Raw genomic sequence first — 15027 nt, forward strand, 5'->3', positions numbered from 1 at the left:
CGGGGCGGACGGCAAGCGTCTACAGTTGCCACATGGCGGACCGAACGCACCACAACAGCTCGACCGGCACAGCCGAACTGCTCAGGGAACTTGCAGCGGCCCATCGTGTCGGAACCTCCTACCGGGGCTGGGACGGCGTTGAACGGTCCGTTGCAGACGAGACCCTGCGCAGCGTCCTGGGCGCCCTGGGTGTGCCGGCCGGGGACCCCGCGGAGCTGGAACGCTCACTGGCTGAGGCTCAACTGGCACCGTGGCGGCGACTGTTGCCAGCGGTCGCCGTGGCCCGTGCAGGTCAGCCGCTCGCCATTGATGTCCATGTACCCCATGGGACCGCCGTCCGGGTGTGGATTGTCGCCGAGGACGGAAGCAGGTACAAAACGACTCAACAAGAAAATTGGGATGGCCCCGTCGACGTCGACGGCGTCCTCACCGGCCGTGCGACCTTCGTGATTCCGGACGGGGTGCCCCTCGGCTGGCACACCCTGCTGGCAGACAACGAAGGCACCGCGGCGCACTGTCCGCTCATCGTCACGCCGCTGACGCTGAGCACCACCGAGGCGCTCGCCGGGCGGCGGAACTGGGGACTGACCGCCCAGCTGTATTCGGTCCGGTCCTCCCGGTCCTGGGGCATCGGCGACTTCGCGGACCTCGCGGACCTCGCCGCGATCACCGGGCAACAGGGTGCAGGCTTCCTGCTGGTCAACCCCTTGCATGCCGCCGAACCCCGCCCCCCGGTCGAAGACTCGCCATACCTGCCGACCACCCGCCGCTTCTTCAACCCGCTCTACCTCCGGGTGGAGGAGGTCCCCGAGTACGGCTACCTCGACTCCGCAGGCCGGGCAGAAGTGGAGAACCTGGCCGGTCAGCAGCACACCGCCAATCAGGCGACCGGACTGCTTGACCGGAACTCCAGTTTCGCCGGAAAACTGGCGGCCCTTGAACTGGTGTTCGGCGTCCCGCGGGGCCCGGCCCGCGCAGTGGCTTTTCAGGATTTCTGTGCAGGGCAGGGCCAAGGACTCGACGACTTCGCGCTTTGGTGCGCCCTGGCCGAGAAACTGCCCCCGGAGGCACCGCAGTGGACTGCCGAGGCAGCCGCGCCCGACACCGCCTACTGCAAGGAGCAACGCACACTGCTCGCCGGCCGGATCGAATTCCACCGCTGGCTGCAGTGGCTCTGCGACCAGCAGCTCGAAGCAGCCCAACGCTCGGCCCGGCGCGCCGGTATGGAAATCGGGGTCATCCATGATCTTGCGGTCGGGGTGAAGCAAGGCGGCTCGGACAACTGGTCGCTGGCCGGGGTACTCGCCAGCGATGTCACAGTCGGCGCGCCGCCGGACATGTTCAACCAGCAGGGACAAAACTGGACCCAACCCCCCTGGCACCCGGGGCGGCTCGCGGAGACAGGCTATGCCGCGTACCGGGACATGCTCCGGACAGTGCTGCGCCATGCCGGCGGGATCCGGGTGGACCACATCCTGGGCCTTTTCCGGCTGTGGTGGATCCCGGCCGGTGCCGGTCCCGAACACGGCACCTATGTCTACTACGACCACGAGGCACTGATCGGCATCCTCGCCCTGGAGGCGCAGCGGGCCGGCGCGATAGTGATCGGCGAGGACCTGGGGGTGTATGAGCCGTGGGTCCGGGACTACCTGGCCGAACGCGGGATCTTCGGCACCTCAATTCTCTGGTTCGAGCACAACGCCGAGGGCCCCATCCCGCCGGAACGGTACCGGCAGCAGTGCCTGACCAGCGTCAACACCCACGACCTGCCACCGACAGCAGGCTTCCTGGCCGGCGAGCACGTCACCCTCCGCGAATCCCTGGGGCTGCTGCAGCGTCCGGTGGATGAGGAACTGGCCGCGGCCGCCGCAGAGCAGGCTGCGGTGCTCAGCCTGCTCCGGGACCGTGGACTCCTGCCCGAGCAAAGCCGCCCACAAGTGCCGGGGCATCCGGACGTGCAGGGCACGGTCGAGGCGCTGTACGCGTTCACCGCGCTGGCACCATCGTCGCTCCTGGGCGTCGCCCTGGTTGATGCGGTGGGCGAAACCCGCACGCAGAACCAGCCAGGAACCAGCACGCAGTATCCCAACTGGCGCATCCCGCTGGCCGGACCCCGGGGACCCGTGCTGCTGGACACGCTGCCGGAAGACCCCCGTTTCCGTTCGCTGCTCACCGTCGTGCGCGCTGCCTTGGGGGAGCCTGCCGGGCTTCGGGGCAGACCCTCGGGGCCAGAGGAGACCGCCAGCGCTGGCGGGCAGTGGCCCTGATTCCGGCCGCGCCCGCCGACCAGGTACCGGATAGCTTAGGCGGGCTCCCAGATGCGAACCGGATGTGCCCAGTTGCACCACGCAGATCCGACCGGCCCGTCCGGACCTTGGCCGGGATGGTGGGAAGGGCACGTGGCTGGTGGCCGTACCAAGCACCCAGTCCTGAAAGCCAAAAAAGGCCCCGGAATCCATACGGATTCCAGGGCCTTTTCCTGTTGTGCGCGGAGGGGGACTTGAACCCCCACCCCCTTTCGAGGACTAGCACCTCAAGCTAGCGCGTCTGCCATTCCGCCACCCGCGCAGGTGGTGTTCGGTGAACCTTTTCGCCTTTCAGCGTTTCGGTTTTCTCCGAAGCAGCGAGAAAGACTCTAGCATGAAGTTTCCGGAAACAAATAATCGGGGCCCCGGGGCGCAGGTGGGTAGGCTGAAGTGAGCACAACCACCCGACGCCAGGAGGAGCGACCATGACTGAAATCAGGCCCGAGGACGAAGTCGTCAGGATCTGCCAGGAACTGATCCGGATCGACACGTCCAACTACGGAGACGGCTCCGGCCCGGGCGAACGGGCAGCCGCCGAATACACCGCGGGCCTGATGACCGAAGTGGGACTCGACGCCGAGATTTTCGAATCCGCTCCCGGCCGGGCCAGCGTGGTGACGAGGCTGGCCGGGGAGGACCCGTCCGCCGGCGCCCTCGTGGTGCACGGGCATTTGGATGTCGTCCCGGCCCTGCGTGACCAGTGGTCGGTGGATCCCTTCGGCGCCGAACTCAAGGACGGCATGATCTGGGGCCGCGGTGCCGTGGATATGAAGGACATGGACGCCATGATCCTCTCAGTCCTGCGGAATTTTGCCCGCACCGGCCGCAAACCGAAACGCGACCTGATCTTCGCGTTCTTCGCTGACGAGGAAGCCGGCGGCACTTACGGCGCCCGCTATGCGATTGAGAAGAGGCCCGAACTCTTTGACGGGGCCACCGAGGCCATCTCCGAGGTCGGCGGCTTCTCCGCCACCATCGGCGGCCAGCGCACCTACCTGCTGCAGACCGCGGAAAAGGGAATTTCCTGGCTCCGGCTTGTCGCCCATGGCCGGGCTGGACACGGTTCCCAGATCAACACGGACAACGCCGTCACCCGGCTGGCCAGCGCGGTGTCCCGGATCGGGGAGTACCGGTGGCCGCTGGAGCTGACTCCCACAACCCGGCAGTTCCTGGACGGCGTGACGGAACTCACGGGCGTCGAATTCGATCCAGACGATCCGGACAAGATCCTCAAGGAACTTGGTACCGTGGCCCGCTTTGTCGGTGCCACGCTGCAGAACACCACCAACCCCACCCTGCTTAAAGGCGGTTACAAGCACAATGTGATCCCCGAATCGGCGGAGGCCCTCATCGACTGCCGCACCCTGCCCGGGCAGGAGCAGCAGGTCCTTGAAATCGTCCGCGAACTCGCAGGCAAGGGCGTCGACGTCAGCTACGTCCACAACGATGTCTCCCTCGAAGTTCCGTTCGCCGGCAACCTCGTGGATGCCATGATTGATGCGCTGCACTCGGAGGACCCGGGCGCGAAGGTTTTGCCGTACACCCTCTCCGGCGGCACGGACAACAAGTCCCTAAGCCGGCTCGGCATCACCGGCTACGGCTTCGCCCCGCTCCAGCTCCCGGACGAACTGGACTTCACCGGAATGTTCCACGGCGTGGACGAACGAGTCCCCACCGAGTCCCTGAAGTTCGGCTCGCGGGTGCTGGACACCCTGCTCACCAACTACTAGACACCCGAAAGGCACCGCGCATGCGCCCCGAAGACGTGCTGTCCGACGCCCTGCTGGACCGGATCCGCGGCCGCGCCGCCGGCTACGACCGGGACAACGCCTTTTTCCACGAGGACCTGGCGGACCTGGCCGCGGCCGGCTACCTGAAGATATTCGTGCCCGAGTCCGACGGCGGCTTCGGACTCGGGCTCGCGGCGGCAGCCGCGCTCCAGCGCCGGCTGGCGACGGCCGCGCCGGCCACCGCACTGGCAATCAACATGCACCTGGTGTGGACCGGCGTCGCGCATGTTTTGGCGGCCCGCGGTGATTCGTCGCTGGACTATGTCCTGAAGGAAGCCGGCCAGGGGGAGATCTTCGCGTTCGGAAACTCGGAGCCCGGCAACGACTCGGTGCTCTTTGATTCGCGCACCACAGCTGTTCCGCAGGCCGGCGGCGGCTACGCCTTCACCGGCCGAAAGATCTTCACCAGCCTCTCACCGGTGTGGACCCGGCTCGGGATCTTTGGAAAGGACTCCGCCGCCGCGGACGGCGCGGGGCAACTGGTCCACGGTTTTATCACCAGGGAGACCCCGGGCTACGAAATCCTGCCCGACTGGGACACGCTGGGCATGCGGGCCAGCCAATCGAACACAACGGTCCTGGCGGACGCCGTGGTGCCCCCGGAGCGGATCTTCCGGAAGTTGCCGGTAGGCCCGAACGCCGATCCGCTGATCTTCGCCATCTTCGCGTGCTTCGAGACGCTCCTTGCCGCGGTGTACACCGGCATCGGCGAACGCGCCCTGTCCCTGGGCGTCCAGGCCGTTAAGCGACGGACGTCGTTCAAAAACGGCGGGCGAAGCTACGCCCAGGACCCTGACATCCGCTGGAAGGTGGCCGACGCAGCGATGGCGATGGACGCGCTATACCCGCAGCTGGCCAGCGTCGCGACGGACGTCGACTCGCTTGCCGATCACGGCGGCCAGTGGTTCCCGAAACTGGTCGGTCTGAAAGTCAGTGCGACCGAGACGGCCCGTACCGTCGTGGACCTGGCCATCAGGGTCTCCGGGGGATCGAGCTACTTTCGCGGTTCCGAACTGGAACGGCTGTACCGTGACGTACTTGCGGGCATGTTCCATCCCTCGGACGACGAATCGGCACACAACACCGTAGCCAGCGCATGGCTGGGTCCGCTGGACCCCGACGCCTAGGTGGTCCGCTGGAGGCGCCCTAAACGGTTCGCTGGACCTGCGTCACCCGGCGGCGGAGCCAGAAGCGGCGGCCGCCGCCCAGATACAGCACACTGCGTTCCAGCTCCCATTTTCCGTACTCGGAATGTTCGACCAGACGGCGGTGCGCCTCGGGCAGGGAATCGTCAGGACTGACCGTCACCACGAGGTACTCGTACTGCTTGGCGTAGTCCCGTTCCCGCCGGACTGAGCTGTTGAGAAAATGTTCTTTCATTGCTCTCCATTTTCGTCCATTTCCGGCTAACGTGAAGTCATGAGCATCGATCCGCGTGTCGCGCTTGGAGCCCTCACGGCTGCGCTGGAAGAACACCTTGCCGCGGCGTCATCCCAGCGGCGGCCCGGGGACCCAGCAGTCGAGGCGGCGTTTTTCACCCTTGCCGATGCTTTTGAAGTCTACGACGATGCCCTCTATGAAGCGTACGGCGAAGTGACCGGGCTTGAGGTTATGGACGACGGCGGTGCTGAGGACGAGGACGAGACCGACGAAGAAGAAGACCTCGAAATCCTCCAGAACTGATCCGGCGGTGAAGCCGGCTGGGGTCGCCGCCTAAACGGGGCGGGACACATCTTCGAGGGCCTGCGCGATCTGCGGCGGGAGGGGCGCCAGTGTCGCATCCAGGATCTCCTTGAGCTGGACCGGGGTCCGCGGTCCCACGACCGCCGTTGCCACACCGTGCTGGGACAACAGCCAGCTCAGGGCGACGTCCATGGCTGTCCGGCCCAGGCCCTTCGCCGCCATTGCAACAGCCTCCACCACGCTGGATGCCGAACCTTCAAGGTACGGCTCGACATATCCTGCCAACCGCTCCTGGGCGGCCCGAGAATCCGCGGGAATCTGGCCGCGGTACTTCCCGCTCAACACCCCCCGTCCCATCGCGCCCCAAGCCATCAGGCCCAATCCGGCGTCCTCGACGGCCGGTATAAGTTCGGCTTCGGGGGAGCGGCACAGGAGGGAGTATTCGGACTGGTTGGCGACCAGCGGGAAACCAGCCACCGCTGCCGCCTTTGCCGTCTGCCAGCCGTTGAAGTTCGAGACGCCTGCATAGCGGGCACGGCCCGAGCGCACCGCGAATTCAAGTGCGGACAAGGTCTCCTCCAACGGGACGTTCGGATCCCAGGCCTGAGCGAACCAGAGGTCCACGTAGTCGGTCCCCAGCCGCGCAAGGCTCGCATCCAGGCCGGCAAGCATTCCGTTCCTCGAGGTGTCCACGCTGCGCCGGCCATCCGCCGTCGACAGCCCGGCTTTTGTGGAAATGACTACCTCCGAGCGCGCCACGACGTCGCCCAGCATGCCGCCCAGCATCGCCTCGGCCCGGCCTTCGCCGTAGGACGCTGCAGTGTCCAGCAAGGTCCCGCCTCCGTCCAGAAAAGTGCGGAGCAGGGCCGAGGCATCCTGCTCATCTGTTTCCCGGGACCAGGACATGGTGCCGAGGGAAAGGGAGGACACGCGCAACCCACTGTTGCCGACATAACGCTGCTGCATGTCAGCAAGCTTACGGGGATTAGGACGGCTTCATAACGTAGGGTCTATAAACGTGAACTGGTTTGAAGCGGCCTTTCTGGGCCTTGTACAGGGTCTGACTGAATTCCTTCCGATTTCCTCTAGCGCCCATCTGCGGATCGTTGGCTCGTTCCTGCCCACGGCGGCCGATCCCGGTGCCGCGTTTACCGCCATCACCCAGCTCGGCACGGAGACCGCTGTCATTGTGTATTTCCGCCGCGACATTGTGCGGATCGTGAGGGCATGGGCCGGATCCCTGACCGGCAGGGTGTCCCGGCAGCACCCTGACGCCAGGATGGGGTGGCTGGTGATCCTCGGCAGCCTGCCGATCATCGTCCTCGGGCTGCTGTTCCAGGACCAAATCGAATCCGTGCTCCGCAGCCTCTGGATCGTTGCCACCACACTGATTGTTTTCGGCATGATCCTCGCAGTCGCCGACGCCGTCGGACGCCAGCAGCGCGACTTGACCCAGCTCAGCTACAAACACGGCATCCTCTACGGCCTGGCCCAGGCCATGGCCCTGATCCCCGGGGTCTCGCGCTCCGGCGGAACGATCACAGCCGGGCTGCTAATGGGCTACACCCGCGAGGCGGCAGCCCGCTATTCGTTTTTGCTGGCGATCCCTGCCGTCTTTGGCAGCGGCTTGTACCAGCTCTACAAGGTGGTCTCCAAGGACGGCATCAGCGGCCCGTACGGTCTCCCGGAAACGGCCCTCGCCACCGCCGTGGCGTTTGTGGTGGGGTACATCATCATCGGCTGGTTCCTGAAATATGTATCCACCCACAGCTATCGTCTTTTCGTCTGGTACCGGATCGGCCTGGGCCTGGCCCTGTACGTGCTGCTCGGTTTTAACGTCATCAGCGCCTAGCACTAGGCTGGGACTGTGAAGTCTTGGATCTCCCGCCCCGTCCCCCACCTGCCGGGCAACATGCCTGCCCTCCGCCTCTTCGACACTGCCCAGGGCAGCGTCGTCACCCTTGGGGCAGCGGGTGAACAATCGATGTACGTCTGCGGAATCACCCCCTACGACGCCACCCACATGGGCCACGCCGCCAGCTACGTCGCGTTCGACCTGCTCAACCGAGCGTGGCGGGACGGCGGCCAGCAGGTCGCCTACGTGCAGAACGTCACCGACGTCGACGACCCCCTGCTGGAGCGCGCTACGGCGACCGGCGTGGACTGGCGGGAGCTTGCCGCCAGCCAAATCGAGCTCTTCCAGACCGACATGGAGGCCCTCAATGTACTGGCACCGGACCGCTATGTGGGCGCCGTTGAATCTGTCCCGCTGATTGTGCCGGCCATTGAGCGGCTGCTGCACCGGGGTCTCGCCTACCGGGTCCCCGGCACAGCCGGCGAGCCTGACGGTGATGTCTATTACGACGTCGAAGCCGCCAGCAAGCACGCCGCCGAGGCCACCGATGCCTGGACCCTCGGCGCGCTCTCCGGACTCTCCGACGCCGAAATGCTGGGACTCTTCGCCGAACGCGGCGGGGACCCCGGGCGCGTCGGCAAGCATCAGGCCCTGGACCCGCTGCTCTGGCGGGTTGCGCGGGCTGGCGAACCCAGCTGGCCCGGCGGGGAACTGGGGGAGGGCCGGCCCGGATGGCACATCGAATGTACAGTCATCGCGCACGAGTACCTGCCGGCGCCCTTTACGGTGCAGGGCGGCGGCTCGGACCTGGTCTTCCCGCACCACGAAATGAGTGCCGGGCACGCACACTCCCTCTCCGGCGTCCCGCTGGCGCAGCACTTTGCGCACGCCGGGATGGTCGGGCTGGACGGCGAGAAAATGAGCAAGTCCAAGGGAAACTTGGTCCTGGTTTCGAAACTCCGCGCCGCCGGCGAGGAGCCGGCCGCCATCCGGCTGGCCATTCTGGCCCACCACTACCGCAGTGACTGGTCCTGGACCGGGGCCGGGTTCGCCGCTGCCAAGGACAGGCTCCGCACCTGGCGGGCTGCGGCCGACGCCGCGCCGGAGGGCTCAGGTGCCGGGCTGCTGTCCCGCCTGCGGGCCGAACTCTCGAACGATTTGAACGCTCCCGGGGCGGTCGCGGCCGTGGACGACTGGGCGACGTCCGCCCTTGCAGCCGGCCGGCCGGGATCCCCGGCGGAGGGCGCCCTGGTCAGCGACGCCATCAATGCGCTGCTGGGCGTCGAACTCTAGGGCCCGAACCCGGCCTTGCGCTATGGCTTGTCCTTGCCGCGGCGCTTGAGGTAACGCTCAAATTCCCGGGCGATCGACTCGCCGCTGGCCTCCGGGAGGTCAGCGGTGTCCTTTGCCTCCTCCAGCTGGCGCACATAGGCAGCTATTTCGGGGTCCTCGGTGGCCAGCTCATCCACGCCGCGTTCCCAGGCGTCGGACTCCTCAACGAGGTCCTGGGTGTCCAGCGGAACCTGCAGCAACTCTTCGATCCGGTGCAGCAGGGCGAGCTGGGCCTTCGGCGACGGCGCCTGGGCCACGTAGTGCGGGACCGCGGCCCAGAGCGAGACCGTGGGCAGTCCGGCGAGCAGTGCTACTTCAGCAAGGACCCCGACGATTCCCACGGGACCCTCGTACTGCGATGCTTCAAGGTCCATCCGCTCCCGCAGCGCGGGGTCATCGGTGGACGTGCTTACCGGAATCGGCCTGCTGTGCGGCACGTCGGCGAGCAGCGCGCCGACGAGGATCACGCAGTCGGCGTTGAGAGCTTCGGCGTGGACCAACAGTTCGGCGGTGTAGGCGCGCCATTTGTAGGACGGCTCCGTGCCCTGGACAAAAATTACGTCCACGTTGGACCCGGGAGCACTCGCCTTGAAGATCCGGGTTGAGGGCCACTTGATCTTCCGCTCCCCGGTCGCCGTGCGGCGGATGGTGGGCCGGGTGAACTGGAAGTCGTAGTATTCGTCGGCGTCGACCGATCCGACTTTTTTGCCGCCCCAGAGCTTGTTCAGGTAGCGCAAGGCATCACTCGCGGCCTCACCGGCGTCGTTCCAGCCTTCGAAGGCGGCGAGCATTACGGTGATGCGCCTGCCCTCGGGAACGGGCTGCAGCAGCCGTTCCGGCTCGGGCACGCTGCCCGTTTCCGTGGGGTCTACCTCAAAGCTGTTCATCTCTTCACCCTACGTCCAAGGACCCGGCCGCCGCATGGAATGAAGCGCCGGGAATCGCCGTCCCGCGGTGGATATTCGCCACAGGCGTACTCTCGGGCCCCGCACAGGCCCGCACCGTAGACTGGAAAGTATGCAATCCACAGTTTCCCAGCCCCTCCTCAAAGCCGCGCTCTGGGATATGGATGGCACCATAGTCGACACTGAACCGTACTGGATTGAGGCCGAGCATGCCCTGGTCGAGGCGCACGGCGGGCAGTGGTCCCATCCGCAGGCGATGCAGCTGGTAGGCCAGTCCCTGGACTTCTCCGCGGGCATCCTGCAGGACGCCGGCGTCGCGCTGGAACGCCGTGAGATTATCAACATCCTCACGGCCCATGTCATCAGCCGGGTCCGTACCCTCGTGCCCTGGCGGCCCGGCGCCCGGGAGCTCCTGGACGAGCTCCACACCGCGGGCATCCGCTGTGCCCTCGTGACCATGTCCGAGGCCCCGCTGGCACGCGAGATCGTGGCGAGCCTTCCCAAGCCATACTTCGATTTCCTGGTAACCGGTGACACCGTCACACAGGGCAAGCCGCATCCCGAGGCCTATCTCAAGGCTGTCGAACTGCTCCAGGAGCAGGACCCCTCGCTGGCCCTGCACCACTGCATCGCACTCGAGGACTCGGAACCGGGAGTGGCGGCCGCCGTCGCCTCCGGAGTCCTGACGGTCGCCATTGCGCACATTGTGCCCCTGCCGCCGGACCCCCGCCACGCCAGCTGGGACACCCTGGCGGGCCGTACGGTGGCCGACCTCGAAGAACTCGTGGCGCTGCGGCACGAGTTCCCGGGTGCGCCCCTCGAACGGGAACCCGACGCTGCGAAGGTGCCTGACCATGACTGACACCGAAACCCGCGGACGCAATGGGCAGAATCCCCGGAAACAAGGCCGCAAAGAAGGAATCGCGCTGGGGCGCATCTTTGGTGTGCCGGTAATCCTCGCCTATTCGTGGTTCATCATTGCCGCCTTCACCGTGATCGCCTACGGCCCGGTGCTGCAGGCGAACAACCCCTTGCTGGGCATCGGCGCGTACCTTGTCGCCTTCGCCTACGCTGTCCTGCTGCTGATTTCAGTCCTGGTGCACGAACTCGCGCACGCACTCACTGCCAGGATCTTCGGCTGGCCCAGCGAAAAGATCGTCTTGAACCTCTGGGGCGGGCACACCCAGTTCGAAAGCTTCACGGCTTCGCCCGGACGGTCGGTCCTTGTGGCGATGGCAGGTCCTGCGGCGAACTTTGTCCTGGCCGCAGCGGGCTGGCTCCTGCTGACCGGCGCCGACCTGCGCGGAGTCGCGGGCATCCTGGCCAACATCTTCGTCTGGGCCAACCTGCTGATCGGCCTCTTCAACGTTCTGCCCGGGTTGCCGCTGGACGGCGGCCGGCTGGTGGAGTCCGCCGTGTGGAAACTGACGGGCAGCCAGGAGAAGGGCACCGTGGCGGCGGGCTGGGGCGGCAGGATCATTGTGATCGCCCTCGTGCTGTGGTTTGTGGCGCTGCCATTGCTCAGCGGCGGCCGGCCGGATGTTTCACTGATGCTCATCACAGCCCTCGTTGGCAGCTTCCTCTGGATGGGCGCCGGCGCCTCGATTGTGCAGGCACGGCTGCGGGGCCGGCTACCCCTGGTGGAAGCCGGGGCGCTGGCCGAACCCGCGCTCGGCTTCCCGGAGTCGGCCACCGTGGCCGAGCTGCTGGCGCTGGCCCCGAATCCGGCCACCGGGGCAGTTCCGGCTATTGTCCTTTACGGTCCGGACGGGCGTCCGGCGGGAGTGGTCGACGGCGCGGCAGTGGCCACCGTTCCTGCCGGCGCGGCTGCCACCACCGCCCTTACCGCCGTGTCCTACGCCCTTGGACCCGGCGCGTACGTGCCCGCTTGGTCAAAGGGGCAGGAACTGCTCCAGTACCTGGCCCAGCTCGACGGCGTGGAGTACGCCGTGGTGGACCGCGACGGCACCGTCACCGGACTGCTCCGACAATCAGTTGTGCTGGCAGCCCTCAAGGGCCGGCGTCCGGGGCCCGGCAAGCGGATGTTCGGCCAAAGCCGGTAGAGTTACCTGCCGGTCGTGTATTTCCGTGCCCGGGCCACGGCCCCGGGCACCCGGGGCCGGACCTCCGGCACCATCGGCGTCCACACAGCTTTCCAGGAGCGAGGAACATCTTCATGAGCAGCGACACCGCCGCCAGCATCAGCCCAGACGACGCCGGAACGGCCGACGGCGCTGCCGTCAGCAGCGCACCGGCAACGGCGACCGCACGGATGGCCGCCGCCCCCGTCGGGTCAGCGCGCCGACGCGGACCCTTCCGGGAGGGTGAGCGTGTCCAGCTCACCGACGAACGCGGCCGGATGAACACAATCAGCCTTGAAGCCGGCGGTGCTTTCCACACCCACCGCGGCTTCCTGAACCATGACGAGATCATCGGCATGCCGGATGGATCCGTTGTAGTCAACAACGTTGGCCAGCAGTACCAGACGCTGCGGCCCCTGCTCTCGGACTTTGTCCTGTCCATGCCGCGCGGCGCGGCCGTCGTCTACCCCAAAGACGCCGGCCAGATTGTCACCATGGCGGACATCTTCCCGGGCGCCCGCGTGGTCGAGGCAGGCGTCGGCTCCGGCGCGTTGTCCATCTCGCTGCTTCGTGCGGTGGGCGACAACGGCTACCTGCACTCTTTTGAGCGCCGGGAGGAATTCGCCGACATCGCCCGCGGCAACGTCGAGACGATCTTCGGCGGCCCGCACCCGGCCTGGCAGATCAGCATTGGCGATTTCCAGGAGGAAGTGGTCCGCACCGAGGAGCCCGGTTCGGTGGACCGGGTGGTCCTGGACATGCTGGCCCCGTGGGAATGCCTTGACGCCGTAGCCACTGTCCTGGCACCGGGCGGCGTGTGGATCAACTACGTCGCCACCGTCACGCAGCTGTCCCGGACCGCGGAGGCCATCCGCGCCGACGGCCGCTTCACCGAACCCGACGCCTGGGAATCCATGGTCCGCGGCTGGCACCTCGAGGGTCTCGCCGTGCGTCCGGACCACAGGATGGTCGCGCACACCGGCTTCCTGCTCGTCACCCGGCGGCTCGCGGACGGCGTCACGGGCATCTCCCTGAAGCGCCGTCCGTCGAAGACCGGCTTCAACGAAGAGGATGTAAATGCCTGGACGCCCGGTGCCGTAGGGGAGCGCGCCGTGTCGGACAAGAAGCTGCGCCGGGCGGCCCGGGACGCCATCGCCGGAACCAACGTCAAGGACGATCCGGAGATCACGAAGTAGTCCGCATTTCGGAACTCTCCCGCGTCACCGGTCTTCTTGGGACTAGTGTCTAAGGAGAAGCGTACGAAGGGGCTGATGCACCATGGAGACTCCGAACACCGATCCGGGCCGGACGCCGGCGCAGGACGCGGCGGCAGCCGGGGAACAAGCGCATACCACTGACGGTGCTGGCCCCCCGATTGGCGAACTGTCGATGGCCGAGCGCCAGCTCAATATCCTCCGGGACAAGCTCCGGCAGATTGACCGCCAGCTTGGCGCTGCGACGCAAAACAACTCCAAACTGGTCTCGATGCTGGAGACCGCAAAAGCGGAAATCATGCGGTTGAAGAATGCCCTCGACCAGGAGGGCCAGCCGCCGTACAGCTTCGGCACGGTCCTGCAGCTGAATCCAAAGCGCCAACCTGCCGCCGGGAACGGCGGCCAGGCCGCCACCGAGGAATCCGTGGACATCTTCAACGCGGGCCGGAAGATGCGTGTGGGGATCAGTCCGCTGGTGAACATAAACCAGTTGGCGGCCGGCCAGGAAGTCCTGCTTAACGAGGCACTGCTGGTGGTCGCCGGGCTGGGATACGAACGGGCCGGCGACCTGGTCACGCTGAAGGAACTGCTGGGACCGGACCGGGCGCTGGTAGTTGGCCGGGCCGACGAGGAACGGGTCATCCGGCTCTCGGGCGCCCTGCTCGCGCAGAAACTCCGCGTCGGCGACGCACTCTCGATCGATTCCCGTACCGGCTACGCCCTCGAGAAGATCCCGCGCTCGGAGGTCGAGAACCTGGTCCTCGAGGAAGTACCGGACATCACCTACCAGGACATCGGCGGCCTGGGGCCGCAGATCGAACAGATCCGCGACGCCGTGGAACTGCCGTTCCTGCACCCGGACCTGTACCGCGAACACGGCCTCAAGGCGCCCAAAGGGATCCTGCTCTACGGCCCGCCCGGCTGCGGCAAGACGCTCATCGCCAAGGCGGTAGCCAACTCCCTGGCCGCCCGGGCGGCCGAACGCACCGGCAAAACGGACATGAAAAGCTACTTCCTGAACATCAAGGGCCCGGAACTGCTGGACAAGTACGTCGGCGAGACCGAACGCCACATCCGGCTGATCTTTGCCCGGGCCCGTGAAAAGGCATCGGAAGGCAGCCCCGTGGTGGTGTTCTTCGACGAAATGGACTCGCTGTTCCGGACCCGCGGCACCGGCATCTCCTCCGACGTCGAAACCACAATTGTCCCGCAGCTGCTCAGCGAGATCGACGGAGTCGAACGCCTCGACAATGTAATCGTCATCGGCGCATCCAACCGCGAAGACATGATCGACCCCGCGATCCTGCGCCCGGGCCGGTTGGACGTCAAGGTCAAGATCAACCGCCCCGATGCCGAGGCCGCCGCGGACATCTTCAACAAGTACATCACCGCCGACCTGCCCTTCCACGAGTCGGACCTGGCCGAATACAGCGGGGACATCCAGGCCACCGTGGACGCCATGGTCCAGCGCACGGTCGAGGCCATGTACTCGACCGACAAGTCCAACGAATACCTCGAGGTCACCTATGCGAACGGCGACACCGAAATGCTCTACTTCAAGGACTTCAACTCCGGCGCCGTGGTGCAGAACGTGGTGGACCGGGCCAAAAAGTACGCCATCAAGGACCTGCTGACGGTGGGCCAAAGGGGCATCCGCATCGACCACCTGCTGCGTGCCGTCATCGACGAATTCCGTGAGCATGAGGACATGCCCAACACCACAAACCCCGATGACTGGGCGCGCATCTCGGGTAAAAAGGGCGAGCGCATCACGTATATCCGCACCATTGTCCAGGGCAAGGCCGGCCAGGAACCCGGCAAGTCCATCGAAACAATGCCGAGCACTGGCCAGTACCTGTGA

At 66.3% G+C, this 15027-nt stretch carries 13 protein-coding genes and 1 tRNA gene; 10 read left to right on the forward strand and 4 right to left on the reverse strand.

Translation table 11 applies throughout. The features are described from left to right. The first annotated feature begins 32 nt into the window (after positions 1-32). Positions 33-2267: a 4-alpha-glucanotransferase gene (malQ, locus tag ABIB49_RS10595; protein ID WP_226775862.1), complete on the forward strand. Its 2235-nt coding sequence runs from the start codon at positions 33-35 to the stop codon at positions 2265-2267. Between the two features lie 218 nt (positions 2268-2485). Here malQ and ABIB49_RS10600 read toward each other — a convergent pair. Then, positions 2486-2568, reverse strand: a tRNA-Leu gene (locus ABIB49_RS10600). A 163-nt stretch (positions 2569-2731) separates the two neighbouring features. Between ABIB49_RS10600 and ABIB49_RS10605 the strand changes: the two genes are divergently transcribed. Both ABIB49_RS10605 and ABIB49_RS10610 read left to right on the forward strand, forming a co-directional pair. Further along, positions 2732-4036 (forward strand): M20/M25/M40 family metallo-hydrolase, encoded by a 1305-nt coding sequence (locus ABIB49_RS10605; RefSeq protein ID WP_226775861.1) that lies wholly within the window; start codon positions 2732-2734, stop codon positions 4034-4036. Positions 4037-4056: 20 nt separating this feature from the next. Then, positions 4057-5223, forward strand: coding sequence for an acyl-CoA dehydrogenase family protein (locus ABIB49_RS10610; protein ID WP_226775860.1), 1167 nt, complete (start codon positions 4057-4059; stop codon positions 5221-5223). A gap of 19 nt (positions 5224-5242) precedes the next feature. Here the strand turns inward: ABIB49_RS10610 and ABIB49_RS10615 are convergent, their stop codons facing one another. Further along, the gene (locus ABIB49_RS10615; RefSeq protein ID WP_226775859.1) at positions 5243-5476 is read right to left on the reverse strand and encodes a DUF5703 family protein; all 234 of its coding nucleotides are present in this window, start codon (positions 5474-5476) and stop codon (positions 5243-5245) included. A 39-nt stretch (positions 5477-5515) separates the two neighbouring features. Here ABIB49_RS10615 and ABIB49_RS10620 point away from each other — a divergent pair, with 39 nt between their 5' ends. Next, positions 5516-5779: a hypothetical protein gene (locus ABIB49_RS10620; RefSeq protein WP_226775858.1), complete on the forward strand. Its 264-nt coding sequence runs from the start codon at positions 5516-5518 to the stop codon at positions 5777-5779. A gap of 30 nt (positions 5780-5809) precedes the next feature. Here ABIB49_RS10620 and ABIB49_RS10625 read toward each other — a convergent pair whose 3' ends face one another. After that, entirely contained in the window at positions 5810-6745 is a 936-nt protein-coding gene (locus ABIB49_RS10625; RefSeq protein ID WP_282359924.1) for an aldo/keto reductase, read from the reverse strand. Positions 6746-6797: 52 nt separating this feature from the next. Here ABIB49_RS10625 and ABIB49_RS10630 point away from each other — a divergent pair, with 52 nt between their 5' ends. Both ABIB49_RS10630 and mshC read left to right on the forward strand, forming a co-directional pair. After that, complete coding sequence (locus tag ABIB49_RS10630) at positions 6798-7631, forward strand: undecaprenyl-diphosphate phosphatase (RefSeq protein ID WP_226775856.1); 834 nt, start codon at positions 6798-6800, stop codon at positions 7629-7631. 15 nt (positions 7632-7646) lie between these two features. Beyond that, positions 7647-8927, forward strand: coding sequence for a cysteine--1-D-myo-inosityl 2-amino-2-deoxy-alpha-D-glucopyranoside ligase (gene mshC, locus ABIB49_RS10635; protein ID WP_226775855.1), 1281 nt, complete (start codon positions 7647-7649; stop codon positions 8925-8927). Between the two features lie 20 nt (positions 8928-8947). On the opposite strand, the gene ABIB49_RS10640 is transcribed toward mshC, so the two are convergent. Beyond that, entirely contained in the window at positions 8948-9853 is a 906-nt protein-coding gene (locus tag ABIB49_RS10640) for a PAC2 family protein (RefSeq protein WP_354157048.1), read from the reverse strand. 130 nt (positions 9854-9983) lie between these two features. On the opposite strand from ABIB49_RS10640, the gene ABIB49_RS10645 reads away from it, so the two are divergent. The 4 genes from ABIB49_RS10645 (at position 9984) to arc (ending at position 15027) form a co-directional block, all read left to right on the forward strand. Further along, positions 9984-10733, forward strand: coding sequence for an HAD family hydrolase (locus ABIB49_RS10645; protein ID WP_282468153.1), 750 nt, complete (start codon positions 9984-9986; stop codon positions 10731-10733). Then, on the forward strand, positions 10726-11934 hold the full coding sequence (locus ABIB49_RS10650; RefSeq protein WP_282359921.1) for a site-2 protease family protein: 1209 nt from the start codon (positions 10726-10728) through the stop codon (positions 11932-11934). Before ABIB49_RS10645 ends, ABIB49_RS10650 begins: the two co-directional genes overlap by 8 nt. 113 nt (positions 11935-12047) lie before the next feature. Then, positions 12048-13148 (forward strand): tRNA (adenine-N1)-methyltransferase, encoded by a 1101-nt coding sequence (locus tag ABIB49_RS10655; protein WP_226775851.1) that lies wholly within the window; start codon positions 12048-12050, stop codon positions 13146-13148. Positions 13149-13341: 193 nt separating this feature from the next. Next, entirely contained in the window at positions 13342-15027 is a 1686-nt protein-coding gene (gene arc, locus ABIB49_RS10660; protein ID WP_396021308.1) for a proteasome ATPase, read from the forward strand.

The sequence above is a fragment of the Arthrobacter sp. UYCu512 genome (genome assembly GCF_040547075.1).
Lineage (GTDB): Bacteria > Actinomycetota > Actinomycetes > Actinomycetales > Micrococcaceae > Arthrobacter.

Bases quoted from the DNA above. Each gene is read 5' to 3' on its own strand.
- ABIB49_RS10625 (WP_282359924.1), bottom strand. From the start codon at position 6,745: ATGCAGCAGCGTTATGTCGGCAACAGTGGGTTGCGCGTGTCCTCCCTT.
- malQ (WP_226775862.1), top strand. From the start codon at position 33: ATGGCGGACCGAACGCACCACAACAGCTCGACCGGCACAGCCGAACTG.
- ABIB49_RS10605 (WP_226775861.1), top strand. From the start codon at position 2,732: ATGACTGAAATCAGGCCCGAGGACGAAGTCGTCAGGATCTGCCAGGAA.
- ABIB49_RS10640 (WP_354157048.1), bottom strand. From the start codon at position 9,853: ATGAACAGCTTTGAGGTAGACCCCACGGAAACGGGCAGCGTGCCCGAG.
- arc (WP_396021308.1), top strand. From the start codon at position 13,342: ATGGCCGAGCGCCAGCTCAATATCCTCCGGGACAAGCTCCGGCAGATT.
- ABIB49_RS10655 (WP_226775851.1), top strand. From the start codon at position 12,048: ATGAGCAGCGACACCGCCGCCAGCATCAGCCCAGACGACGCCGGAACG.
- ABIB49_RS10650 (WP_282359921.1), top strand. From the start codon at position 10,726: ATGACTGACACCGAAACCCGCGGACGCAATGGGCAGAATCCCCGGAAA.
- ABIB49_RS10610 (WP_226775860.1), top strand. From the start codon at position 4,057: ATGCGCCCCGAAGACGTGCTGTCCGACGCCCTGCTGGACCGGATCCGC.
- ABIB49_RS10645 (WP_282468153.1), top strand. From the start codon at position 9,984: ATGCAATCCACAGTTTCCCAGCCCCTCCTCAAAGCCGCGCTCTGGGAT.
- ABIB49_RS10620 (WP_226775858.1), top strand. From the start codon at position 5,516: ATGAGCATCGATCCGCGTGTCGCGCTTGGAGCCCTCACGGCTGCGCTG.
- ABIB49_RS10615 (WP_226775859.1), bottom strand. From the start codon at position 5,476: ATGAAAGAACATTTTCTCAACAGCTCAGTCCGGCGGGAACGGGACTAC.